This is a genomic window from Sphingomonas sp. Marseille-Q8236, from assembly GCF_965112005.1.
Window position 1 is genome coordinate 866,318 of the sequence record NZ_CBCOPO010000002.1, and the last position, 22,754, is coordinate 889,071.

General features: G+C 65.6%; 31 protein-coding genes, 1 tRNA gene and 2 pseudogenes. 18 read left to right on the forward strand and 16 right to left on the reverse strand.

What is annotated here, in order from left to right; all coding sequences use genetic code 11:
• Positions 1–22 precede the first annotated feature (22 nt).
• From ACWPWT_RS16475 to ACWPWT_RS16495, 5 genes are all read left to right on the forward strand, one after another.
• A tRNA-Pro gene (locus ACWPWT_RS16475) sits at positions 23–99 on the forward strand.
• 402 nt (positions 100–501) lie between these two features.
• Positions 502–762: a hypothetical protein gene (locus tag ACWPWT_RS16480; protein ID WP_454280593.1), complete on the forward strand. Its 261-nt coding sequence runs from the start codon at positions 502–504 to the stop codon at positions 760–762.
• A 153-nt stretch (positions 763–915) separates the two neighbouring features.
• Positions 916–1,056 (forward strand): hypothetical protein, encoded by a 141-nt coding sequence (locus ACWPWT_RS16485; protein ID WP_454280594.1) that lies wholly within the window; start codon positions 916–918, stop codon positions 1,054–1,056.
• Entirely contained in the window at positions 1,053–1,244 is a 192-nt protein-coding gene (locus ACWPWT_RS16490) for a hypothetical protein (RefSeq protein ID WP_454280595.1), read from the forward strand. The genes ACWPWT_RS16485 and ACWPWT_RS16490 overlap by 4 nt, the downstream gene beginning before the upstream one ends.
• Entirely contained in the window at positions 1,244–1,528 is a 285-nt protein-coding gene (locus ACWPWT_RS16495; protein WP_454280596.1) for a hypothetical protein, read from the forward strand. The genes ACWPWT_RS16490 and ACWPWT_RS16495 overlap by 1 nt, the downstream gene beginning before the upstream one ends.
• A 394-nt stretch (positions 1,529–1,922) precedes the next feature.
• Here the strand turns inward: ACWPWT_RS16495 and ACWPWT_RS16500 are convergent, their stop codons facing one another.
• The 6 genes from ACWPWT_RS16500 to ACWPWT_RS16525 are packed head-to-tail and all read right to left on the reverse strand — an operon-like array spanning position 1,923 to position 3,905.
• Positions 1,923–2,075: a hypothetical protein gene (locus ACWPWT_RS16500; protein ID WP_454280597.1), complete on the reverse strand. Its 153-nt coding sequence runs from the start codon at positions 2,073–2,075 to the stop codon at positions 1,923–1,925.
• Positions 2,072–2,296: a hypothetical protein gene (locus ACWPWT_RS16505; RefSeq protein WP_454280598.1), complete on the reverse strand. Its 225-nt coding sequence runs from the start codon at positions 2,294–2,296 to the stop codon at positions 2,072–2,074. The genes ACWPWT_RS16500 and ACWPWT_RS16505 overlap by 4 nt, the downstream gene beginning before the upstream one ends.
• Positions 2,293–2,862: a lysozyme gene (locus tag ACWPWT_RS16510; RefSeq protein WP_454280599.1), complete on the reverse strand. Its 570-nt coding sequence runs from the start codon at positions 2,860–2,862 to the stop codon at positions 2,293–2,295. The genes ACWPWT_RS16505 and ACWPWT_RS16510 overlap by 4 nt, the downstream gene beginning before the upstream one ends.
• The gene (locus ACWPWT_RS16515) at positions 2,859–3,332 is read right to left on the reverse strand and encodes a hypothetical protein (RefSeq protein ID WP_454280600.1); all 474 of its coding nucleotides are present in this window, start codon (positions 3,330–3,332) and stop codon (positions 2,859–2,861) included. Before ACWPWT_RS16515 ends, ACWPWT_RS16510 begins: the two co-directional genes overlap by 4 nt.
• Positions 3,325–3,600 (reverse strand): hypothetical protein, encoded by a 276-nt coding sequence (locus ACWPWT_RS16520; protein ID WP_454280601.1) that lies wholly within the window; start codon positions 3,598–3,600, stop codon positions 3,325–3,327. The genes ACWPWT_RS16515 and ACWPWT_RS16520 overlap by 8 nt, the downstream gene beginning before the upstream one ends.
• Positions 3,597–3,905: a hypothetical protein gene (locus tag ACWPWT_RS16525; protein ID WP_454280602.1), complete on the reverse strand. Its 309-nt coding sequence runs from the start codon at positions 3,903–3,905 to the stop codon at positions 3,597–3,599. Before ACWPWT_RS16525 ends, ACWPWT_RS16520 begins: the two co-directional genes overlap by 4 nt.
• Before the next feature lie 85 nt (positions 3,906–3,990).
• On the opposite strand from ACWPWT_RS16525, the gene ACWPWT_RS16530 reads away from it, so the two are divergent.
• A protein-coding gene (locus ACWPWT_RS16530) for an IS3 family transposase (protein ID WP_413243585.1) occupies positions 3,991–5,120 on the forward strand; the annotation gives its coding sequence in 2 pieces (ribosomal slippage) (positions 3,991–4,246 and positions 4,246–5,120; 1,131 coding nt in all).
• A 37-nt stretch (positions 5,121–5,157) separates the two neighbouring features.
• Here ACWPWT_RS16530 and ACWPWT_RS16535 read toward each other — a convergent pair.
• From ACWPWT_RS16535 to ACWPWT_RS16545, 3 genes are all read right to left on the reverse strand, one after another.
• The gene (locus tag ACWPWT_RS16535; protein ID WP_454280603.1) at positions 5,158–5,337 is read right to left on the reverse strand and encodes a hypothetical protein; all 180 of its coding nucleotides are present in this window, start codon (positions 5,335–5,337) and stop codon (positions 5,158–5,160) included.
• A gap of 3 nt (positions 5,338–5,340) precedes the next feature.
• Entirely contained in the window at positions 5,341–5,541 is a 201-nt protein-coding gene (locus ACWPWT_RS16540) for a hypothetical protein (RefSeq protein ID WP_454280604.1), read from the reverse strand.
• Positions 5,542–5,775: 234 nt separating this feature from the next.
• On the reverse strand, positions 5,776–6,711 hold the full coding sequence (locus ACWPWT_RS16545; RefSeq protein ID WP_454280605.1) for a hypothetical protein: 936 nt from the start codon (positions 6,709–6,711) through the stop codon (positions 5,776–5,778).
• 77 nt (positions 6,712–6,788) lie between these two features.
• Between ACWPWT_RS16545 and ACWPWT_RS16550 the strand changes: the two are divergent.
• From ACWPWT_RS16550 to ACWPWT_RS16575, 6 genes and pseudogenes are all read left to right on the forward strand, one after another.
• A pseudogene (locus ACWPWT_RS16550) lies at positions 6,789–6,929 on the forward strand (transposase); the annotation flags it as partial.
• An 86-nt stretch (positions 6,930–7,015) separates the two neighbouring features.
• The gene (gene tnpA, locus ACWPWT_RS16555; RefSeq protein WP_171007704.1) at positions 7,016–7,393 is read left to right on the forward strand and encodes an IS66-like element accessory protein TnpA; all 378 of its coding nucleotides are present in this window, start codon (positions 7,016–7,018) and stop codon (positions 7,391–7,393) included.
• Positions 7,390–7,737, forward strand: a complete 348-nt coding sequence (gene tnpB, locus ACWPWT_RS16560) for an IS66 family insertion sequence element accessory protein TnpB (RefSeq protein ID WP_137788475.1) — start codon at positions 7,390–7,392, stop codon at positions 7,735–7,737. The genes tnpA and tnpB overlap by 4 nt, the downstream gene beginning before the upstream one ends.
• Positions 7,738–7,848: 111 nt before the next feature.
• Positions 7,849–9,282 carry an IS66 family transposase gene (gene tnpC / locus ACWPWT_RS16565; protein ID WP_137788476.1) on the forward strand — a complete coding sequence of 478 codons (1,434 nt, stop codon included), beginning with the start codon at positions 7,849–7,851 and terminating at the stop codon, positions 9,280–9,282.
• A gap of 26 nt (positions 9,283–9,308) precedes the next feature.
• Positions 9,309–10,345: pseudogene (locus ACWPWT_RS16570) on the forward strand (IS3 family transposase); the annotation flags it as partial.
• Positions 10,346–10,365: 20 nt separating this feature from the next.
• Positions 10,366–10,497 (forward strand): hypothetical protein, encoded by a 132-nt coding sequence (locus tag ACWPWT_RS16575; RefSeq protein ID WP_454280606.1) that lies wholly within the window; start codon positions 10,366–10,368, stop codon positions 10,495–10,497.
• A gap of 72 nt (positions 10,498–10,569) precedes the next feature.
• Here ACWPWT_RS16575 and ACWPWT_RS16580 read toward each other — a convergent pair whose 3' ends face one another.
• From ACWPWT_RS16580 to ACWPWT_RS16595, 4 genes are all read right to left on the reverse strand, one after another.
• Positions 10,570–10,977: an aldo/keto reductase gene (locus ACWPWT_RS16580; protein ID WP_454280607.1), complete on the reverse strand. Its 408-nt coding sequence runs from the start codon at positions 10,975–10,977 to the stop codon at positions 10,570–10,572.
• Positions 10,978–11,167: 190 nt separating this feature from the next.
• On the reverse strand, positions 11,168–11,896 hold the full coding sequence (gene istB, locus ACWPWT_RS16585; RefSeq protein WP_062127353.1) for an IS21-like element helper ATPase IstB: 729 nt from the start codon (positions 11,894–11,896) through the stop codon (positions 11,168–11,170).
• The gene (istA, locus tag ACWPWT_RS16590) at positions 11,883–13,394 is read right to left on the reverse strand and encodes an IS21 family transposase (RefSeq protein ID WP_454278192.1); all 1,512 of its coding nucleotides are present in this window, start codon (positions 13,392–13,394) and stop codon (positions 11,883–11,885) included. Before istA ends, istB begins: the two co-directional genes overlap by 14 nt.
• Before the next feature lie 38 nt (positions 13,395–13,432).
• Positions 13,433–13,978, reverse strand: coding sequence for an aldo/keto reductase (locus tag ACWPWT_RS16595; RefSeq protein ID WP_454280608.1), 546 nt, complete (start codon positions 13,976–13,978; stop codon positions 13,433–13,435).
• Positions 13,979–14,260: 282 nt separating this feature from the next.
• Between ACWPWT_RS16595 and ACWPWT_RS16600 the strand changes: the two genes are divergently transcribed.
• From ACWPWT_RS16600 to ACWPWT_RS16620, 5 genes are all read left to right on the forward strand, one after another.
• Positions 14,261–15,157, forward strand: coding sequence for an AraC family transcriptional regulator N-terminal domain-containing protein (locus ACWPWT_RS16600; protein ID WP_454280609.1), 897 nt, complete (start codon positions 14,261–14,263; stop codon positions 15,155–15,157).
• Between the two features lie 40 nt (positions 15,158–15,197).
• On the forward strand, positions 15,198–16,115 hold the full coding sequence (locus ACWPWT_RS16605) for a bifunctional helix-turn-helix transcriptional regulator/GNAT family N-acetyltransferase (RefSeq protein WP_454280990.1): 918 nt from the start codon (positions 15,198–15,200) through the stop codon (positions 16,113–16,115).
• Positions 16,112–16,660, forward strand: a complete 549-nt coding sequence (locus tag ACWPWT_RS16610) for a GNAT family N-acetyltransferase (RefSeq protein WP_454280610.1) — start codon at positions 16,112–16,114, stop codon at positions 16,658–16,660. The genes ACWPWT_RS16605 and ACWPWT_RS16610 overlap by 4 nt, the downstream gene beginning before the upstream one ends.
• 86 nt (positions 16,661–16,746) lie before the next feature.
• Positions 16,747–17,199 carry a carboxymuconolactone decarboxylase family protein gene (locus tag ACWPWT_RS16615; protein WP_454280611.1) on the forward strand — a complete coding sequence of 151 codons (453 nt, stop codon included), beginning with the start codon at positions 16,747–16,749 and terminating at the stop codon, positions 17,197–17,199.
• Positions 17,192–18,073 carry a sigma-70 family RNA polymerase sigma factor gene (locus tag ACWPWT_RS16620; RefSeq protein WP_454280612.1) on the forward strand — a complete coding sequence of 294 codons (882 nt, stop codon included), beginning with the start codon at positions 17,192–17,194 and terminating at the stop codon, positions 18,071–18,073. The genes ACWPWT_RS16615 and ACWPWT_RS16620 overlap by 8 nt, the downstream gene beginning before the upstream one ends.
• On the opposite strand, the gene ACWPWT_RS16625 is transcribed toward ACWPWT_RS16620, so the two are convergent.
• Entirely contained in the window at positions 18,043–19,206 is a 1,164-nt protein-coding gene (locus ACWPWT_RS16625) for an MFS transporter (protein ID WP_454280613.1), read from the reverse strand. The two genes, ACWPWT_RS16620 and ACWPWT_RS16625, sit on opposite strands and share 31 nt — an antisense overlap.
• A 13-nt stretch (positions 19,207–19,219) precedes the next feature.
• The gene (locus tag ACWPWT_RS16630; protein WP_454280614.1) at positions 19,220–20,254 is read right to left on the reverse strand and encodes an aldo/keto reductase; all 1,035 of its coding nucleotides are present in this window, start codon (positions 20,252–20,254) and stop codon (positions 19,220–19,222) included.
• Positions 20,255–20,345: 91 nt separating this feature from the next.
• Here ACWPWT_RS16630 and ACWPWT_RS16635 point away from each other — a divergent pair, with 91 nt between their 5' ends.
• Positions 20,346–21,260, forward strand: coding sequence for a LysR family transcriptional regulator (locus tag ACWPWT_RS16635; RefSeq protein WP_454280615.1), 915 nt, complete (start codon positions 20,346–20,348; stop codon positions 21,258–21,260).
• Here ACWPWT_RS16635 and ACWPWT_RS16640 read toward each other — a convergent pair.
• Positions 21,257–22,687 carry an aminotransferase-like domain-containing protein gene (locus ACWPWT_RS16640; protein ID WP_454280616.1) on the reverse strand — a complete coding sequence of 477 codons (1,431 nt, stop codon included), beginning with the start codon at positions 22,685–22,687 and terminating at the stop codon, positions 21,257–21,259. The genes ACWPWT_RS16635 and ACWPWT_RS16640 overlap by 4 nt on opposite strands.
• Between the last annotated feature and the right edge of the window lie 67 nt (positions 22,688–22,754).

Below are 22,754 nucleotides of genomic sequence, written 5' to 3' on the forward strand. Positions count from 1 at the left end.
TCCCCTAAGGGCAACCGCCTGTCGGGGAGTGGCGCAGTCTGGTAGCGCGCCTGCTTTGGGAGCAGGATGTCGCAGGTTCGAATCCTGTCTCCCCGACCAGAATGGCTGTTTTCCGCCATTCTTGCGCTGACAAAAGCGTCGCCAGCCATCTGAAACCGGAACAGACCGGAGACAGGTGGAAATCATGGGAAATCGAAACCACGGAATAGTCCCGGAGCGGGTTGGCGATGGCCTCCCCGAGTCGGTCGCATGACCACGCTTAATGCTAAGCCGTCATGGCTGGAGGACCGGCGCGATCCGGAAACGCAGCTGCCGACGACGCTCTATCCGTTCGGCATCCATCACGAGTTGGTTGCTGGCAGCTCGACCTTGAGGATGACATGGGCCTGCCGATCACGGCGGTCAGCACGCATCCGGATATATGGTCCGCCTTCCGCGCCATGAACGAATTAAGCTGCTGTCCAGAGTGCGATGCTTGGTATCCAGAAGAGGATGACGACCATGACTGACGTGAAGGTCGAGCAGTGCGACATAAATGAGGCTGAGGAATTTCGCGACATCCTCGATAGCGCCGATGCTGAATACCCCAGCTATGCCATCAATGTGCTCGCTGAAATCCTCGCCCGCCACCGCCAAGCCGCCGAGAAGGCGCAACAGGAGCGGGATGCGGGGATTGCGGAGAACTATCCGTCAAACGAGTGGCACGTCATCCCGATCGTGCGAGGCATCGCCACCGCCATCAGGAGCCAGGGCCATGAATAAGGGCATTTCATGCTTCCATAGTTGGACACCATGGGAGCGTGTGTTGGCAAAGGAGACATTCTCGGTTCGGTATTGCCGTATGTGCGGCGCTCGAAGGACGCAGCGGTATCGCGGGATAATTCGCGCCCGCGCGCATGGGGGAGGGGAGGGGTGATGCGCCTGTACTGGTGGGTGCTGCCGAAGTGGGTCTACCTGACATGGCATCCTAAGCGCCACGCATCGAAAGATTACCGAGCATTGATCGCGGCGGCCGTTCGACGGGCCAATCTGCGGATGGAAAGGAAATACGCATGACCGATAACCCGCTGGTCGAGGCTGTGGCGCGGGCTGTGGCCAAGGTCGATCACAATGGGCGGGTGGCTGAGGAAGGATACTGGTCCAACCCAGACACGGGTAGCTTCCATTATCGTAACGCCGCCACCGCCGCCCTCCGCGCGATCGAGGACGCGGGGTATAAGGTGGTGAAGAAGGAGGAGGGGTGATGCCGTATCAGGTCATGCAGTTCATGTGCGGTACTGATCGACCGCAGGGATACGTCCTTGTCGGCACCGATGAGCATCAAGGAACAAGCGAGCCGATCAGCGTGTCTGAAATGGAGCGCGAAGCTACCGCTGGCGCGCGCCTTGCTCGATTCCTCGATTCCCGTTTTTTGCGGGCTCATGGCGAGCGGATCGCCCGCGATATGGGAATACCTGCGGAGGTTGAGGGTAACACCGTAGCGCCACCCTCTGCAAAGCCCGATGCCGAAGCAGAGCGGGGGGCCTGAATGGGGTGCTGCTGTGGGAGGGTCCGTTACCGCTTGAGGCTGGTTATGCCCACGGTCGGCATCTAATCCCCGTCACTTCCCGCCTACCACGGCCAGCAGCGGGCCACGACTTATCCGGAGTTTCACCGGCCCGGGCCAACCGTGGATGGGCTTTTGCTCAACCGTGGATGAAACCGTTCTTCTCGGGTCGTCGTCACCACTTCCGGGCAAGCTGTTAAGCCTTCACCGGCGCGAAACAGCACTTTACACGACTCGACCAGAAATGCTAGCGGGGATGTGTCGCTGCGAGGCCAAAAGCGCTAATCGACACGGTGATATAGGCGGGCTAGGTAGTGCTTCACCGATCCTAGGTATGTCCTTCGGGACCTGAGCCAGTACATGCCCCTCGCAGCGATTATTCCGGCTCAGGCTTAGTCGTAGCCGCTACAATCACTGGCACGACCTTCTTCGCCAGACCGGGGAACAGCACCGTCCCCACGATGATCGCCGCCTGCGGGTTCTCCTTCACCACGCGCACGATGGATTTCAGGGCTTTGCTGAGGTTCATTTGGGTTGCTCCGTGTTGGGGCCAAGCTGCTGGCCCATTCGATCGATGGTGCGGGACTGGCGGGCTTCCTTGATCGCGTTGACGATCGCCATCAGCAGCGCGGACCATGCAGCGGCCCCGGCCGCGTCATTGCTGCGGATCGATAGGCCGGCCAGCACGCCCGCGATAACGGCAATGAGCGCGTAGAGGCCCACCTCCAGGCGAGTTTGCTCCGAGTTCATGCCTTACCCCCATACAGCGCAGCCTCGGCAGCCCGGCGACGGGTCAGCCCGGGCATGACCTTGCCAGCAGCCTTGTTCCACTTGGCGAACTCCGCTTGGGCGCCGGTATAGTCGCCAGCATTGTGCCTCTTGAGCAGCGTCGAGCTACCGAGATTGCCGAGGCCGACGTTGAACGAGAACGACACCAGCGCGTCGAACTGCGCCTGCGTAGTCTTCGGAGCGAGCTTGTTCACCCCCGCCTCGAACCGCGCCAGGTCCTCGCTCAGCAGCTTGTCCGACTGATCCTTGGTGATCGTCAGATCCTTGTGCACGTCAGCCCCGGTATGGCCCACGCCGATCGTCCACGGATCGCCCCCAGTGCCGGGATCTGGATACGCGGTTAGACGCTCACCCTCAAAATCACGGATTAGGTTGCGGCCGGTGGCAGAGGTCTTGCGAGCGTCCATTCTCTGTATCCCGAATGCATCGGCCAGCGCGTCAATCACCTGGATATGGCTGGACAGGAATTTGCGGTCGGGCGCGAATGGCCGGATCGCGTCGAATAGGGCTGTGCGGCTGTCGGTCATTCTCCCACTCCCTTCACATTCGCGAGCCGCGACAGGGCCTTGCTGTATGGGTCGTCACCACCGATGGCGGACGCGGCCAAGCCGATCAGTTCACGGCTTTGCGCGATCGCCGGGTGCCCCTCAGGCAGAGCGTTGGTGGCTGTGATCGCAGCGTTCATCAGGAACGACACAGCTTGCCCCATACGGGTCACGCGATCCTCAAGCGCATCGATCCGTGCGGCTACGTTTGCCGCCTCTACTGCTTCGGATGCTTTTTCGGCCGCCTTCTCAGCCGCTATCGCTGCCCGTTCTTGAAGATCGATGTCTGCATCCTGACGCCGCTTGCTGAGCCAGCGATCAAGCCATTCCGGGCCCTTCTTGATGACGAGACCGAGCGCGATGAAGCACTGGATTATGACGGCCGCCCAGCCAGCGTAAGCGCCCGGCGTCCACGCCTTCACGACCTCGACGGGAATCGGGCCATCAGCCACGTTGCGCACTCCGGGCAACGATCAGCATAGCAATGCCGCCTGCGGTCGCGAAGATGTAGCAGAAGGCCAGCGCCGCCCATTCATCAGGCGTATACTGCGACACGCAGGCAAAGCAGACCCGGTTAAACGCCAGCCACCAGACGACCGCCAATATCTTCTGACTTGGACTCGCGCCGCCGGTCCAGACAGCCCGCTTCATAGGCCGGAACAGGGCTGCCAGAACCACGATCCAGACGATCGCGTTAATCGCGCGCAGTGCTTCGATCACGGCCGATCCTCCTGGCGTACGAGACGACCACGAATATGAGATGATAGGCGGCTGCCAGCGCCCCCAGGACAGCCAACCAGCGCATAAATGATCCAGCCCCCCATTGCGGCGAGCTGTGCCCACCCGGTGTATGTCAGTGCCCACCAATATTCATATTGAGCCCACGCCTTGCCGTCCGAAGCTCCATAGGCAGCATGGCAGCAGGCCTGAGCCGCGTAGATGACGATGATAGCCATCTGCCAACGGCTGTAGGTTATACCCAGGATGCCGAGTGCGGACACATAATCGACCGTCAGGAACAGCATCCAAGGTGACGTCCTCCCTATTTTTTCATCCAAGCTGAGTGAGAGTTTTCCGGCCCTTTGAAGCCTGCGGGCAAGGAGCTGGGACATGAAGAAGTCGAGATACACGGAAGAGCAGATTGCGTTTGCGCTGAAGCAGGCGGAGACGGGCACGCCGGTGGCGGAGGTCATCCGCCGTATGGGCGTATCGGAGCAGACCTTTTATCGCTGGAAGAAGGTGTATGGCGGGCTGGGCGTCGGCGAGCTGCGGCGGGTCAAGCAACTCGAGGACGAGAACCGCAAGCTGAAGCAGCTCGTCGCGGATCTGAGCCTGGACAAGCATATCCTGCAGGATGTCCTAGCAAAAAAGCTCTGACGCCTGGGCGACGGCGCGAGATCGTCGCGTACGTCCAGGCGTCCCACGGCGTCAGCGAGCGGCGCAGTTGCCTCGCGCTCGGCGTCGACCGCTCATCGGTGCGCTACGTGTCGCACAAGCCGGACCAGGCGCCGCTGCGGCTGCGCATCCACGATCTGGCGGCAGCACGGGTGCGCTATGGCTATTTTCGGATCTACATCCTGCTGCGCAGGGAGGGCTGGCTGGTGAATCACAAGCGGGTTTACCGGCTATATCGGGAGGATGGATTGAGCCTTCGGCTCAAGCGTCCCCGTCGCAACGTCAGCGCGGCGAACCGCGAACGCCAGCCTGCGGCCTCGGCGCCCAACGAGATGTGGTCGATGGACTTTGTCTCGGATGCCTTGTTCGATGGCCGGCGGCTGCGGGCACTGACGGTGGTCGATGCGTTCACCCGCGAGGCGCTGGCGATCGACGTCGATCAGGGCATCAAGGGCGAGCAGGTTGTCGCGGCGGTGACGCGGATCGCGTCAGTACGTGGTGCACCGAAGACCATTCGGGTGGACAATGGCCCGGAGTTCATCTCGAAGGCGCTCGACCGATGGGCGTATGAGAACGGCGTCACGCTCGATTTCTCGCGGCCGGGCAAACCGACCGACAACGCCTTCGTCGAGAGCTTCAACGGCCGGCTTCGCGACGAGTGCCTGAACAGCCACTGGTTCCTGTCGCTGGCGGACGCTCGTGCCAAGATCGAGGCCTGGCGGCGGGACTATAACGAGAGCCGTCCTCACACGGCGCTTGGCTGGCTCACGCCAGCCGAATATGCTGCATCCGTCGGGGTTAACCCCGACGGATGCAAACCGGAAACTCGCATCATGCCCGGATGAGAAACCGGGGGACCGTCATGCAAACCGGAAACTCGCATCATGCCCGGATGAGAAACCGGGGGACCGTCAAAGGAAACTGCTCGCCCGTCAGCGTGATCATGCCGACTTCAATCAGCCAGTTGACCAGCAGGATACCCGCCGTCCCAGCCATGCGCCCATCGTTGCGGATCATGCCGACCAGCAACAAGGCGAGCAGCGTGGCAAAGAACGGCAGCATCGATCAGCCGCCCTTCTTGGGAGGTGGGGGCGGAGCAGGGGAGGTCGGACCGCTATCCAAAGCCGACACCGCTGGCTCTTCCAGCGTCACCGGATCATCCTGGCACTCGTCCCTGAACCGATCGCGCAGGCGTTCACGCTCCGCCTCGTCCGTCTCGGTTGTAATCTGCTCCGCCAGATGCTGGCAGTGCTGCGGGTGATCCATCACTTATCTCCTGCCGGATTAGCGTCCGGCTGCGCGTCACTCAGGCGGGTGAAACTTTCGCCCGTACTGTGTAGTGATCATAGACCGCAGGCGACCCGCTCAGGTCAGTCAATGCGCTCTGCTCATCGGGATACTGCGCAGCCAAAGCTCGGTTACTGGCCCATTCATAAGAGTTTGCGGAACCTCGGAAATAATAGGTATGCGCGCGCGCAATCAGTGCAGTGAGAATGACCATTATGCCGCCACCTGATAATCGCCGGAGAGTACGAGATCACCCGTGGCGGTGAGCGCCAGCGCCGCCCCCGTCGAAGCGTTGAAAAAGGTGATGATGGTGCCCGAGATAAGTGCGTAGGCAGGCACACCAAAGGTGTTGCCCGCATACGCGATCCGCGCCGCAGTGTTCGACCCGACCGCAGGAAGCGGCAGGTCATAAATGAACATCGGGCCGGACCCGCCTTGCGCCGTCCACGTGATACGCATCTCGAAGAAAACGCGGTTGCCCTCGCGCCACCATTTGCCGGTGTTGGTGGTGTACGTGCCGACACCCGTTACCGTCTGACCGCCCACGAGCGGCACAAACGTCTTATCGTTCGGTACCACTAACCCGGTGGAGTCGTTGATGAAGCCCTCGATGATATACCGATGGCCCGCCCGATCGTTGAGCGACAGGCTTCCGGTATGCTTGCCGCCTTCAAGCTTGACCAGGACAGTCGCGAAGCTGTCCGAACGGCTGTTAGGCCCGAGCATGGTGGTCCCCGGCCCCAGGAACTCGCACCCCTGATACTTAATCATAGAATACATGTTCAGGTTGCTGTACGTTTCAGTCGGCTGGAAGGTAATCATCTGGGTCGCAGTAATCGTCAGCGCACGTACCGACTGGAAGTTTGCGTAGCTTTCCGACCACAGCAGCGTTCCGCGCGCCGTGTTGGGATAGATATACCCCGAACTGATTTCCGTGGTGTTCACGCTCCCGGCGGCAAACTGAATGCCCATGCCCCAGCAGCCGTCGATCTTCCCGTTCTGGCACCCCCAATGCAGATAGCCTTGCGACCAGATGCAGCCGCGCATCACCATCAGACCGCCCGACCCCTCGAATGAAATCGCGCAGGTGTTGCTATCGGTAGCGCTGATAATCCGCACCGTCACATCAGTCGGATAAGTATCATTCATCCCGTTCCAATTGATGAGCTGCCCCCTTCTGAGTGGTCCATCGACTATGACAGTCTGGACCAAGGAAGGGACAACGAATGCCTGCGAAGAAGCACAAGCCGGAGGAGATCATCGGCAAGCTGCGTGAGGTGGAGATCGTGCTGGGCCAGGGCGGCACGACCGCGGAGGCATGCCGGCGGATCGCGGTCAGCGAGCAGACCTACTATCGCTGGCGCAAGGGTAAGCGTCCGGTGTTCCCCGCCTTGCTGACGAGGTGATGCGCAAGCCACAGGTGCGGCACTGTGGCAGGCACCGGTGCGGCATTATGGCGACGCGAATTATCGAGATGGTTGGGGCAGAGCCGCGGCGACGGTTCAGCGACGATGACAAGGCGCGGATCGTGTCGGAGGCGATGATGCCGGGGGCGAGCGTGCTGGACGTGGCACGGCGTCACCGGGTGTGCACGTCGCTGGTGTACCGCTGGCGACGCACGCTGCTGCGCGACGGGGTCGCAAGCGAAGCTTTGCCCTTGCCGGGCGCGGCGTTCGTGCCGGTCGAGGTGGCGAACGTGCCCATGGCGCCGCAGCCGGAGCCGCTCGGACCGGGTGTGGTGGAGGTGGTCGGCCCGGCCGGGCAGCGCATCCGCCTGGCACCTCCCATCGACGCGCGGGTGCTGAAGGCCGTGCTGGCCGGGTTCGCTTGATCGGGCCGCCGAGCGGCGTCCGGGTGTATCTGGCGGCCGGGGTCACGGACATGCGCAAGGGTTTCGACGGACTGGCGGCGCTGGTGCAGCAGCGGCTGCGCCAGGATCCGTTCGGGGGTGCGGTGTACGCCTTCCGGGGCAGGCGCGGCGATCTGGTCAAGCTGCTGTGGTGGGATGGTCAGGGCCTCGTCCTCCATGCCAAGCGTCTGGAGCGTGGTCGGTTCACCTGGCCGACGACCGCGGACGGCGTCGCAGTGCTGACCCCGGCGCAGTTGTCGATGCTGCTCGAAGGGGTGGACTGGCGGCATCCGATCCGGTCCTCGCAGCCGACCCTGGCCTGGTAAAAAGCACGGTTTCCTGCGGCTTTCGCGTGTATCGGCACGACTGTTCTGGTATAAGCAGGCGTGTCGCCCGATGCCGCCTCGCTGCCCGACGATATCGCCCTCCTGAAGGCCATGCTCATTGCTGTCGGCGCCGAGCTGGAGCAGTTGCGGATGCAGGTCGCGCGGCTGCGGCGCATGGCCTTCGGCCGTTCGTCGGAGAAATTGACGCATCAGGCTGACCAGCTGGAACTAGGGTTGGAGGAACGCGAGGCGGAAGCCGCCACGGCGGCGATGCCGGTGGCCACCCGGAGACGGGAGACCGCCAAGCCGTATCGACAGCCGCTGCCCGACCATTTGCCCCGCACCGAGGTCGTGCATGACGCACCGTGCGTATGCCCCGACTGCGGTGGTGCCATGCGGCGTATGGGTGAGGACGTCACGGAGCAGCTCGACTATGTGCCCGCCTCATTCCGGGTCGTGCGCCACGTCCGGCCGCGGCTGAGCTGTCGGTCATGCGAGCGCATCGTGCAGGCGCCGCTGCCGTCCATGCCCATCGAGCGGGGTCGGCCCGGTGCCGGGCTGCTCGCACATGTGCTGGTGTCCAAATACGCCGACCATCTGCCGCTCTATCGCCAGTCGGGCATCTACGCGCGCCAGGGCGTCGACCTTGCCCGCTCCACCCTCGCCGACTGGGTCGGGCGCTCGGCCGCGCTCCTCGACCCGCTGGTCGACGCGCTCGAGCGCCACGTCATGGGTGGCGTAACCCTCCACGCCGACGACACGCCCGTGCCGGTTCTGGCCCCCGGCGCCGGTCGCACCAGGACGGGCCGGCTGTGGACCTATGTGCGCGACGAGCGCGGGGCTGGCGGCGAGGCCCCGCCTGCCGTGCTGTTTCGCTACGCGCCCGACCGCAAGGGCGAACGCCCCGTCGCGCACTTGCGAACATTCCAGGGCGATCTGCACGCCGATGGCTATGCCGGGTTCGACAGGCTCTATGGCGAGCGCATCGCAGAGGTAGCCTGTTGGGCGCATGTCAGGCGCAAGTTCTTCGACGTCCATGCCGCAACCGGCTCCGCCACGGCCCGCGAGGCGCTGGACCATATCGCCAGCCTCTATGCGGTCGAACAGGACGTGCGCGGTCGGCCCCCGGACGAGCGACGACACGTACGCCAGACCAGAGCTGGACCGCTGCTCGATGCGTTCCGTCAGTGGCTCGACGCGACCGGACCGAAGCTGTCCCGACGCTCCGACCTCGCGGTCGCCATCCGCTATGCGCTCGCCCGCTGGACGGCGCTTACCCGCTATGCGGACGATGGCCGCCTTGAGATCGACAACAATGCCGCCGAGCGCTCGTTGCGCGGTATTGCCGTCGGTCGCAAGAACTGGCTGTTCGCCGGCTCCGACCAGGGCGGCCACCGCGCCGCCGGCATCTACAGCCTTGTGGAAACCGCCAGGCTCAACGACGTCGACCCCGAGGCATGGCTGACCGACACCATCAGCCGCATCGCCGACCATCCAGCCCGCCAGATCAATGAACTGCTGCCGTGGAACTACCGTCCCGCCTGACGCGACGCCTTCACCGGACGCTTACGCGCAAGGAATATGGTGGCCTGAAGACGGATCAGGCGCGTCGGATGAAGGATCTGGAGAAGGAGAACGCCCGGCTGCGGCGTGCGATTTCGGATCTAACGCTGGACAAGCTCATCCTGCAGGAGGCGGCGAAGGGAAACTTCTGAGCCCCGCACGGCGCCGGCGCTGCATCGACCAGGTCCGGGAGGTGGTGGCCGTGTCCGAGCGGCGCGTGTGCCGCGTGCTTGGCCAGCACCGGTCAACGCAGCGCAAAGTGCCGTGCGGGGCAGATGATGAGCAGGCGCTCACCGACGACGTCGTCGCGGTGGCAAAGCAGTATGGGCGCTACGGTTACCGTCGGGTAACCGCACTGCTGCATGCGGCGGGCTGGTCGGTGAACCACAAGCGGGTCGAGCGGATCTGGCGGCGCGAGGGGCTGAAAGTGCCGCAGCGCCAACCGAAACGCGGTCGGCTCTGGCTCAATGACGGCTCCTGCATCCGGCTTCGACCAGAGTATCCGGGGCATGTCTGGGCCTATGATTTCGTCGAGGAGCGTACCCACGATGGGCGCAAGTTCCGCATCCTGACCATCATCGACGAGGCCAGTCGCGAGTGCCTGGCACTGGTCGTGTCACGTCAGCTGCGCCACGAAGACGTGCTGGCCGCGTTGGCCGACCTGTTCATCGAACGCGGTCCGCCAGCGCACATCAGGTCGGACAACGGCAGCGAGTTCATCGCCACCGCCGTCCAGACCTGGCTCGGCCAGATCGGCGTGAAGACGCTCTACATCGCCCCGGGCTCGCCATGGGAGAACGGCTATAACGAGAGCTTCAACGGGTCGCTTCGCGACGAACTGCTCAATGGCGAGATTTTCTACAGCCTCGCGGAGGCCAGGGTGCTGATCGAGGCGTGGCGCCGTCACTACAACACCGTCCGGCCGCACAGCAGCCTGGGCTACCGCCCGCCGGCCCCGGAAGCGGTGACACCGCCATTACCGGCCTCCGGTTCCGCTTCGCTCCACCTACGCCCGGCAATGGCGGCGGAGACGACAATGCACTAACTAACAAGCCGGACCACCCGGTGGGGGCTGCTCAGGCAGCCCAACTGCACGGCGTGCCTTATGACTATGAGATCGCGGCGCGTCAGGCGGAGGCATTCGGCTTTCCGGCCTTTGCCCATGCCGCCCGGACGGGCCGTATCCTGCCTGGGTGATCCGCTGCCTTATTGGCCGAAAGGTCCGACGCGCCGGGACAGTCGAGAGCCATCCCGCCGAACCGGCGACTGTCAGGCGCGATAGCCGCCTTGGCGCTCGAGCATCCAGCCGGGATATTCTGCCGGCAGCTTGGTCACCGCATCAAGCGCGGCGAGATCATCCGCGTCGAGCGACACCTCGGTCGCGGCGATATTGTCGGTGAGCTGATCGACCCGCTTGGCCCCGACGATCACGCTCGTAACCACCGGTTGGTGGAGCAGCCAGGCAAGCGCGACCTGCGCGACGGTGCAGCCCTTCGCCTCGGCGATGCGGCGCATCTCGGGGATCACCACCGAACCACGGGTGCGATCGACCGGCGGAAAGTCGAAATTCGCGCGCCGCCCGTCCGCCGCCTGGCCCTCGCCGTCATATTTGCCCGACAGATACCCGCCGGCCAGCGGGCTCCACACCATCAGCCCGATCTTCTCCGAACGCAGCATCGGTACGATCTCGCGTTTGTCAATCGGCGTCCAAAAAGGACCCCCTATCGGCGTCCAAAAGGGACCCCCTTCGTCGAGCAGCGTAACGGGTATGACGGGCGCACTGTTCGTGCTGGTTGCGGCGTAGGGCGGGCGTAGCCCGACCGGAGGCGCAACCAGCACGAAGCGTTCTCTGCCGGTGCCCCAGGCTTCAGCTTCGATGTTTGAAGCGCCAGCTGTCGTTGCCGGTTTCGACGATGTCGCAATGGTGGGTAATGCGGTCGAGCAGCGCGGTGGTCATCTTGGGGTCGCCAAAGACGGTCGGCCACTCACCAAAGGCCAGGTTGGTGGTGACGATGACCGAGGTCTTCTCGTAGAGCTTGCTGACGAGGTGGAAGAGCAGTTGACCGCCCGAGCGTGCAAACGGCAGGTAGCCAAGCTCGTCGAGCACCACGAGATCGAGGCGCGAAAGCTGGGCCGCCAGCGTGCCGGCCTTGCCGAGGCGCGTTTCCTCCTCGAGCCGGTTCACCAGGTCCACTGTGTTGAAGTAGCGTCCGCGGGCGCCGGCTCGTACCACATTGGCAGTGATGGCGGTGGCGAGATGCGTCTTGCCGGTACCCGTTCCACCGACCAGCACGACGTTGCGTTGGCCCGGAAGAAACGAGCCGCTGTACAGCGAGCGCACCAGTCCCTCGTTGATGGGAGTGTCGCCGAAGACGAAGGCGTCGAGGTCCTTCACCGCGGGTAACCTGGCGGCCGACATCCGGTAACGGACCGAGGCTGCATGGCGGTGCGTCGCCTCGGCACGCAGCAGGTCGGTCAGGACCTCCATGGTCGTGCGCTTGCGCTGGAGACCGGTAGTGACCGCCTCGTCGAAGGCGCCAGCCATGCCCTTCAGCCCCAACTCGGCCATGGCCGTCATCATCTCATGCCGCTGCATGGAGACCTCGCAGGCTGTCATAGCGGTTGCAGTCGGCACGGGGCGGATGGCGCAGCGCCAGATCTTCTGGCGTGACAATAGTCAGCGGTCGCGGCGGTTCGCGCCGGCGGGCCAGGATGTTGACGATGACGTCGTCGCTGGCGACGCCGGCCAGCAATGCTTCGCGCACGGCCACTTCTACCGCCTCCAGCCCGTCGTCGAGCACCGCTGCCAGCACCCGCACGAACCGCCGGTCGGCATCGTCGCCGGTGCCAAGCTTGCGCCGCAGTCGTGCCAGCGCAGGCGGCAACTCCCAGCCCTGGAACGGTGCGCCGTTGCGCAGGGCACCCGGCTTGGTCACCAGCACCGGCAGATAGTGCCACGGGTCGTAGATGGTCCGGTCGCGGCCGAAGAACCGGGGATGGTCGGCGACGACTTCACCGTCGCAGCGCACGACGATGCGGTCGGCATAGGCGCGGACCTGAACGGCACGTCGCACCACCCTGGCAGAAACGGAGTAGCGATTGCGGTCGAAGCTGATGAGGCATGTGCCGCTTACCGCATGCTCGCTCTCATGAAAGCCGTCGAAGGGTGCGACAACAGGCTGGAGCACGCTGCGCTCGGCAGCCCAGGCCTGAGCAACCGTCAGTTCCTTCTGCTCGGGATGCTGGTGCAACTCTGCCCAGCGCCGACACTCGGCCTCCAGCCAACCGTTCAGCTCCTCGAGGCTGGTAAATCGCAGGCGTGGCTGGAAGAAGCGGCCGCGTGCGGTTTGCACCTGGTTCTCGACCTGACCTTTCTCCCAGCCCGACGCCGGCGAGCAGGCGGTCGGCTCGACCATGTAATGGTTGGCCATGACCAGGAAGCGCCGGTTGAAGACACGCTCCTTGCCCGTGAACACGCTCGTGACCGCCGTCTTCATGTTGTCGTAGATGCCGCGCGTCGGCACACCTCCGAAGAAGGCAAACGCCCGCGCATGCGCGTCGAACAGCATCTCCTGTGTCTCGCGGGGATAGGCTCGCACATACATTGCCCGCGACGCGCATAGCCGGACATGCGCGACCTTTACCCGCATCGGCTTGCCCGAAATCTCCACGTCCTCGTGGCTCCAGTCGAACTGGTAAGCCTCGCCCGGCCGGAACAGCAGCGGGATGAACGCCGGCGCATTCATCACATCGCGACGTCGCGCCCGGCGCCAGCGGGCCGCATAACGCCGCACCGCGTCGTACGAGCCGTCGAACCCCTCGCGCAGCAGCAGGTCGTGGATGCGCGTGAGGCGCAGCTTCTCGCGCCGCGGCCGTGCCTCATCTTCCTCCAGCAACGCATCCAGTCGCGCCTGAAATGGCCCCAGCTTCGGCAGCGGCTGTACCTCCCGCCGATACCCCATGTCCGCTTCCGGCGCCCGGATCGCCTTGCGCACCACCTTGCGCGACAGGTGCAGGTCCCGCGCTATCGCCTTGATGGCCTTCCCCGACGCGTGCTCGCGCCGGATCCTCAACACCGTCTCCAATACCAGCATCCCGATCTCGCCGCCTGACACACCGCCAAGCGAACAGCCTAGACCAACGGGATGAGGGGTCCCTTTTCGACGCCGATCACCCCGCTACCGGGGTCCCTTTTCCACGCCGATCCACACTCGCGTTCCAGGTCGCGGCCGACCAAAGTGTAATAGGCCTGGAGCGAGAGGATCGGCGCGAGCCGCCGCGCCGCCGCGATGCCGACCGCCTTCACTACCTGCCACGCCGCCCAGTTGGACAGGCCCAGATAGCGGACGTGACCGTGACGGACGAGCGTGTCGAGCGCCTCCAGCGTCTCCTCGATCGGCGTGGCGGGATCGATGCCATGGATCTGATAGAGGTCGATATGGTCGAGGCCGAGCCGCTGGAGGCTCTGCTTGCACTGGCTGAGGATATGGCCGCGCGAGGCGCCCCGCGCATTGGGACCATCACCCATCGGCCCCAGCACCTTGGTCGCGATCACGACATCGTCGCGGGCGACGCCGAGGTTCTTGAGCGACTGGCCCAGGATGCGCTCGCTCTCGCCGCCCGCATAGACATTGGCGGTGTCGATGAAGTTGATGCCGGCATCGAGCGCGGTCTTCACGAGCGCGTCCGCCTAGTCCTGGCGGAGCTGGCCGATCTGGCCCCAGATGCCCTCACTGCCGCCGAAGGTCATGGTGCCGAGGCAGAGTTCGGACACGAACAGGCCGCTATGGCCGAGCTGGCGCATACGCATGGAAAGATACTCCTGTTGGAATGGATGAGCCGGAGATACGCTGCGAACGCTGGGCGCCGCGACGTCGATCCGATCAAAGTCCTGCCCGATCCTATCAAAGTGATGCACGCGCCGGTGCATTCGGTGCCTGGCGAAGCTACCATGCCAGGCATGACGACGCTGTCCGACCTTGCCCAACTGATCGAGCGCCATTGGTTCGTCCATGGTCGCGAAACGCCGATCCCGGGCCTGCTCATCACCCGCGCGGAGGAGCCGACCGGCATCATCCGCTCGGTCGATCGGCCGTCCTTCTGTCTCGTCGTGCAGGGCGCGAAGATGTCGATGCTGGGGCCGACGCCCTATCACTATTCCGAGGGGCAATGCCTGCTCGCCTCGGTCGACCTGCCGGTCACGTCACGCATCGTGCGGGCGAGTGCCGACGCTCCCTATCTGGCGCTGTCGCTGGCGATCGAGCCGGTGACGGTGGCCGAATTGGTGGCGGAGCAGGTGAGCGTGCCGGGCCCGGCCGCCGCCTTCAACGCGCTGGCGACGAGCGACCACGACCCGGCGTTGCGCGATCCTCTAAGACGTCTGCTCGAACTGCTCGACCATCCGGCCGACCAGGCGGTGCTCGCCCCGCTGATCCGGCGCGAGATCGTCTGGCGGCTGCTCGGAGGCGCGCTGGGATCGGCGCTGCGCCAGATGGGACTCGTCGACACCCATGCCGCGCGGATCGGCCGCGCGACGGCGTTCATCCGCGACCATTATGCCGAGACGCTGCGCGTGGCCGACCTAGCGGCCCTGGCGGGCATGAGCGTCCCCGGCTTCCACCGCCACTTCAAGGCGGTGACGACGATGACGCCGGTGCAGTTCCAGAAGCAGGTCCGCTTGCAGGAAGCACGCCGCCGCCTGGTCGCCGCCGAGGAGGTCGCGCGGGTCGGCTTCGCGATCGGTTACGAAAGCCTGTCGCAGTTCAGCCGCGACTATCGCCGCCTGTTCGGGGCGCCGCCGGGGCGGGATGCGGCGGCGATGCGCGCGCAACTGGTGGCAGAGCCTGCACTGCCCTGATACTTGACTTCGTCAAGTAAACTGATCCAGCATGGCGGACATGGAAGATGCAGACGTCACCGCCATCCGCCGGTTCAACCGCTTCTACACCCAGACGATCGGCGCGCTCGATGCACGGTTCCTGGGCACTGAGGCGAGCCTGCCCGAAGCCCGTTTGCTGTTCGAGATCGCCACGCGCGAGCCGGTTACCGCCAGCGTGTTGCAGGACGCGCTGGGCACGGACGCGGGCTATCTCAGCCGCCTGGTCGCACGCTTCGAGAAGCGCGGCTGGATCGTGCGCGTGCGCCGCGACAATGACGCCCGTGCGCGTGACCTGCGGCTGACCGAGGCGGGACGTGAGGCCTTCGGCACGCTCGACCACCGCCAGAGCCATGCCGTCGGCGATCTGCTCGGCACGGTGGAAGGGCAGGGGCGGCGCGATCTGGTCGAGGCACTGACGCGTGCGAGACTGATGCTCGATCCCGCATCGGGTGGGCCGTTCGTCATCCGGCCCTTCCGTACCGGCGAGCCAGCGCTGATCGCGGCGCGCCAGTCGCTCCTCTATGCCGAAAGCCATGGCTGGGGTCGCGAACTGGAGGTGATCGAAAGCGAGGTGACCGCGGCGTTCCTGCGCGACTTCAATCCCGAGCGCGAGCAATGCTGGGTCGCCGAGATCGACGGGGTGATGGCGGGCGCGGTGTTCGTCACCGACGAGGGCGACGATATCGCCCGGCTGCGGCTGCTGCATGTCGAGCCCTTCGCCCGCCGCCGGGGCATCGGCGATACGCTGGTAGGCGCTTGCGTCACCTTCGCACGGGAAACGGGCTATCGCGCGGTGACGCTATGGACCCACACCGTGCTGGAGTCCGCGCGCCGCCTCTATGCCGCGCACGGTTTCGCGTGCGTCGAGACGGCGATGCATGAGCGATTCGGCGTTCCACTTCAGGGCGAGACCTGGCGGCTGGAGTTGGCGGCGTGACCGGCGTCCTGACAATCCGCCTTGCAACCGAAGTTGACCTCGGGGCACTGCGCGATCTGATGACGTTGTCGATCGATCGCGGCCAGACGGCGGTGCTGACACCGGCACAGATCGTCGCCAGCCGCTCGGTGATGGGACTCGACACGCAATTGGTGCGCGACGGCACGTACTTCGTCGTCGAGAGCCATGGCGTGCCGGTCGGCTGCGGCGGATGGAGCCGCCGTGCGACGCTCTATGGCGGCGACCATAGCACCGAGTTGCGCGACCCGGCGTTGCTCGATCCGGCGAAGGACGCCGCGCGCATCCGCGCCATGTACACGCACCCGGACCATGTCCGGCGCGGGATCGGCCGGATGATCCTCGACCGCTGCGAGCAAGCAGCACGGGCGGAGGGTTTCGCCGCCGTCGAACTGATGGGCACGGCGGGCGGCGTACCGCTCTACGCAGCCTGCGGTTACGAGCCGGTTGAGCGCTCCGATACCCATGTCGATGGCGTCGTCGTACCGCTGACCCGGATGCGGAAGCGGCTACGCGATCTAGCGTAGCGGGGCAGCGGGCGAAAATCCTGGACCGGCATGTCACGTTGGTCCCCGCTGTCTCGTCATGGTGTCGGAACCCAAGGAGACCGACCATGACACCCCGTATCGCCAACCCACACGCTCTGGCCCCGGAAGCGATCAAGGCCATGATGGCGCTGGAGCAAAGCTTCACCAAAAGCGGCCTCGACCACACGCTGCTCGAACTGGTGAAATTCCGCGTGTGGCAGATCAACGGCTGCGCCTTCTGCCTGCATATGCATGCGACCGATCTGCGCCGTCATGGTGAAAGCGAGATGCACCTGTACATGCTAAGCGCATGGCGGGAATCGACGCTCTATTCGGATCGCGAGCGGGCCGCACTTGGCTGGGCGGAGGCGTTGACGCAGCTGCCCGAGACGGGGGCGCCCGATGCGGACTATGATGCGCTCAAGGCGGCATTTTCCGATGCGGAGCAAGTGTGGCTGACCATGGCGATCGGGGCGATCAACACCTGGAACCGCCTCCAGGTGGCTTTCCGCGTGGCGCATCCGATGGACGATGCCTGACGCCGCGCTGTTCGAGGCGGAGCGGCCGCGGCTCGTCCGGCTGGCCTATCGCATGACCGGCTCGCTCGCCGAAGCGGAGGATCTGGTGCAGGACGCCTGGTTGCGCTGGTCGCGGGTGGAAGAGGTCGAGGCACCCGCCGCATGGCTGACGCGTGTCGTCACGCGGCTCTGCCTCGATCACCTGAAGTCGGCACGGGTGCGGCGGGAGACCTATGTCGGCACATGGTTGCCCGAGCCGCTGCTCGGCACGACCGATCCGGACGAGGTTGCCGACGATCTGACCGTCACGCTCATGCTGGCCATGGAGCGACTGTCGCCGTTGGAACGGGCCGCCTTCCTGCTCCACGATGTGTTCGACGTCGCGTTGCTCGAGGTGGCCAGGACGCTCGACCGCGCGCCCGCAACGGTGCGGCAACTCGCCTCCCGCGCCCGGCGGCATGTCGCGGAGGCGCGGCCGCGCTATCCGGTCGATGCGCAGGAAGCCGCCCGGATCACTCGCGCCTTTTTCGCGGCTGCGCGGGACGGCGACGCGCGTGTCTTGTCGGACCTGCTGGCAGAGGACGTCGCCATCCATTCCGATGGCGGCGGGCGCGTCCTCGCGTTCCACAACATCATCCGGGGTCTGGCAAAGGCGCAGCGCTTGTTCATGGGGCTACGTCGCAAATACCCCGACGCGCCCGTCGAAGTGATCCGCTTTGCCACGATCGACGGGCTGCCCGGCTATGTCAGTCGTGGGGGCGGCGGCGTGCTCCAGACTACCGCGCTCGACATCCGTGACGGCCGGATCGCGGCGATCTACATCGTCCGCAATCCGGACAAGCTGGCCCATGTCGTGGCCGCTCTTCAGGCCGGGCAGGCCGCCGCATGGGGCTGACGCCGGAGCGCCAGCAGCATCACGAGCGCGGCCGCTGCCATCGCCGCGCCCGCCAGCGCCACCATGGGCAGTCCCAGGCCAACACCGATCACGCCGCCGCCCAGTGCCGCGCCGATCGCGTTGCCGAGATTAAACGCACCGATATTCATTGCGGAAGCGAGGTTCGGCGCGTCGGAGGCCGCATCCATCACCCGCATCTGCAAGGGCGGGACGATCGCGAAGCTGGCGATGCCCCAGACCAGGATCGCGATGGCGGCGGGCCATGGCCATTGCATCACGCCCGCAAACACGATGAGCACCGTGGCCAGCACCGCGAAGCTGCCGATCAGCGTCCGCTCGATCGACCGATCGGCCAGCCGGCCGCCGAGCGTGTTCCCGATCGTCAGACCGATGCCGTAGAGCATCAGCATCGCCGTCACGAAGCCGGTCGACGCGTGCGTCTCCTCACGTAGGATCGGGACGATATAGGTGAAGACGGTGAACATGGCACTCGCCCCGACCACCGTCAGCGCCAGCGCCATCACCACCGGCCCGCGCGTCAACACGCGCAGTTCGGCGCGCATGTCGCCGCCGTCGGCAGCGGGCAGCGGCGGCAGCGCGAGACGCAGCGACAGCATCGCGATCGCGCCGACGCCCGCGATCCCGGCAAAGGCGGTGCGCCAGCCGATCGCTTCGCTGACCCAGGTCGCCGCCGGCACGCCGCCGATCGTGGCGACGGTCAGCCCGGTGAACATCGCCGCCACCGCGCCCGCGCGCTTGTCCGGCGGCACGAGGCTGGCGGCGACCACCGATCCGACGCCGAAGAACGCGCCATGGTTGAACGAAGTGACGACCCGCGCCGCCATCAACATCCAATAGCCGCCCGCCATCGCTGACAGTGCATTGCCGAGCGTGAAGATGCCCATCAAAGCGATCAGCAGCGTCCGCCGGTCGATCCGCCCGGTAGTGAGCGTCATCAGCGGTGCGCCGATCAGCACGCCCATCGCATAGGCGCTGACCAGCAGCCCGGCGGCGGGGATCGACACCTGCAGGTCGCCCGCGATCACCGGCAACATGCCCATCGGCGCGAACTCGGTCACGCCGATGCCGAAGGCGCTGACCGCCAGTGCGAGCAATCCGAGGTTGAATTTCATGATCCTGGCTCCCTCAAACCATCGGCGGCGCGAGGCGGGCGAAACCCTCCTGCTGCCGGTAGGGGGTGTGCGGATAGGGCGGCAGCACGTCGCTCGCCGCATCAAGCGCGGCCACCTGCCCGGGCGTCAGCGCCCAGCCGACCGCGCCGAGATTGTCGCGCAATTGCGCCTCGTCGCGCGCGCCGATGATGACCGACGACACGGTCGGTCGCCGCAGCAGCCAGTTGATCGCGATCTGGGGTACCGTCTTGCCCGTTTCGGCCGCCACCGCCTCCAGCGCATCGACGACGCGGTAGAGATGGTCGTCCGAGACCGGCGGCGCGAACTGCGCGGTTTCGTGCAACCGGCTGCCTGCCGGGATCGGCCGTCCGCGCCCGATCTTGCCGGTCAGCCGACCCCAGCCGAGCGGGCTCCAGACCAGCGCGCCGACGCCCTGGTCCGCCGCCAGCGGCATCAGATCCCATTCGTACGCACGGCCGATCAGCGAGTAATAGACCTGGTGCGCAACGAGGCGCGGCCAGCCGTGACGATCGGCCAGCGCTTGCGCCTTCATGATCTGCCAGCCGGGATAGTTGGAGACGCCGGCATAGCGCACCTTGCCGTCGGCGATCAGCCGGTCGAGCGTGCCCATCACCTCCTCGGTCGGCGTTGACGCGTCTAAGGCGTGAAGCTGGAGCAGGTCGATCCGGTCGGTGTCGAGCCGCCGCAACGCCGCCTCGACCGCGCCGATCAGCCGCGCCCGCGACGCGCCCCAATCCTGCGGGCCGTCACCCATCGGCAGGCCGGTCTTGGTCGAGAGGAGGACGGCATCGCGCCGCCCCTTGATCGCTTCGCCCAGCACCTGTTCCGACGCGCCATCCGAATAGACGTCGGCGGTGTCGAACAGCGTCACGCCCGCGTCGAGGCAGATGTCGACCAGCCGCCGCGCCTCTGTGGCGTCGCTTGTGCCCCACGCGCTGAACAGCGGTCCCTTGCCGCCGAAGGTCCCCGCGCCGAACGACAGGGCCGGAACGCGCAGGCCGGACGATCCTAGTTGCCGATATTCCATGACACCTCCTTTGCGAATGTCATTGTCAGCCGCATAGATGAACGGTGACGCAGCGCGGCGGAACCGCCCGCCAATGCAAAGGATCTATGCCTTGGACGCAAAGGTAGCTGGCAATGACGATCGCGCCCGGTCGCTCGCCTTGTTCGCGAGCGTGGTGGAGGAAGGCAGCTTCTCCGCCGCCGGTCGCACGCTCGGGCTGACGCCATCAGCCGTGGCGCGGGCGATCGACCGGATCGAGGCGCGGCTGGGCGTCCGGCTGCTGCTCCGCTCCACCCGCGCGCTGACGCTGACCGCCGAGGGGCAGGCCTATCTGCTCGCAGCGCGGCGAATCCTCGCCGATCTCGACGATGCCGAGCAGCAGATCGCCGACCAGGGCGCACCGCGCGGACGGCTGCGGATCAGTGCGGCTCTGGCGCATGGCCGGTTGTGTGTCGTCCCCCTGCTCGGCGACTTTGCGCGGGCTTATCCGAACATCCTGATCGACGTGTCGCTGACGGATACACTGGTCGACATTGCTGGCGGGCAGGCAGATGTCGCCATCCGCTTCGGGCCGTTGGCCGACAGTGGACTTACCGCCCGCAAATTGTCCGAGGGACGGCGGGTGATCGTCGCGTCGCCGGACTATCTGGCGCGGGCTGGCACGCCCCGGGTTCCGGAGGATCTGCACGGGCATAATTGCCTCAACTTCAGTTTTCGTCGGGCCGAGCCAACCTGGCCGTTCCGCCGCGACGGCAGGGATTTCTGGCTATCCGTGGAAGGCGGCATCGTCGCCAATAACGGCGAGACGCTCGGCCATCTTGCGGCCGCCGGGGTTGGTATCACTCGGGTCGGGCGATTCAGCGTCGCGGCGGAGATCGCGGACGGGCGGCTCGTGCCGGTGCTAGAGGACTATAACCCGGGCGACGTCGAGCTTATCCACGCCGTCTTCGTTGGCGGTTCTACCATGCCCGCCCGTGTGCGGGTTTTCGTCGACTTTCTGGCCGAGCGGCTAGCCAATCACGTCTAGCAGCAGGCGGGCAAGTCTGATCGCAAAAAAGCGGAGAGCCGATCATCATCGCTCGTCGTGACGTTGAACCGCATGTGATCGCGCCACCTGCCGCTGGTGCTGAACACCGGCCCTGGTGCGAGCACAATGCCTTGGGCGATGGCGCGGCGGGCTAGATCGACGGCGTCGGCGCCATCCGGCAATCGCGCCCAGAGGAAGATGCCCGCCGCCGGATCTGTCCACCGCTCGATCCCGATAGCCCGCAGGCGTTTCGCGACACGGGCCGTCGCTCGGGCCAGCCGAGTACGAACGCCGTCGACGTGACGCCGATAGCTGCCATCGGTCAGCACCGCGTGGAGCAGGTTGGCGGCGAGCGGACTGCCCGCCATCGACGTTGCGATGCGTAGGTCGGCCAACCCTTCGATCCAGTCGGGTCGCGCCGCGATATGGCCGCAGCGCACCGCCGCCGACAGCGATTTCGAGAAGCTGCCAATGCGGATCGTCCGGTCAAGCCCGTCGAAAGCCGCCAGACGCGGTGACGGCGTGTGCTCGAAGTCGGCGAAGATATCGTCCTCGATGATCACCATGTCATGCGCTTCGGCAATCTTGAGTAGCCGATGCGCGGCGGCGGCGGCGAGTGATGCGCCAGTCGGGTTATGGACGCCTGAATTCGTCAGATAGAAGCGCGGCCGATGAGTCGCAGCGGCCTCGGCGAAGGCGGTGACGTCGGGCCCGGTCGGTGTCATCGGCACGCCCACGACCTTGGCGCGGTGCGCCCGCAGAAGCGCCAGGAAGTTGAAATAGCACGGGTCGTCGACCAGCACGGTATCGCCCGGTTGAAGCAGGAAGCGGCACACGAGATCGAGCGCATGGGTGCCGCTGTCAGTCAGCAGGATTTGGTCGGGGCCAGCTTCGATACCCTGGTCCGCCATCCGCCTCGCCAGCAACGCCCGGAGCGGGGGCGAACCCAAAGGCGAAGCATAACCTGCCAGCGTGCCGTCATCGTCCGATCGCGCGGCCCCACGCATCGCCTTGCGCAGTGCGTCGCCCGCCAGCCAGTCATCGGGCAGCCAGCCGCATCCCGGCATCAATTCATGGCGCCGCTCGCCCAGCGACTGGCGCAGCATCCAGAGTGGATCGACCTCGCGCTCCTTCGTACTCGCCAGCCGATCCAACGCCAGCGGGGCCAAGGGGGCGGCGACATAGAAGCCCGATCCCGGTCGCGACCGGATCACCCCCTCGGCGGCGAGGCGATCATAGGCTTCCACCACCGTCGAGCGCGCAACGCCGCTCCTCTCGGCCATCGCGCGGATCGACGGCAGCCGGGCGCCCGGCGTCAGCGTGCGGGCGTCGATCCGGTCGCGGATCGCGCGGACAACCATGCCGGTGCGGGTTTCCTCGGAGACGGTCGCCATCGTACTGCTAATCTCACCAATACAGTTCGGCATGATTGTACTGATGTGTATCTGTCAGCGCCAGTCGCTCCGCGATAGGACCAGTCATCATCAACAGGAG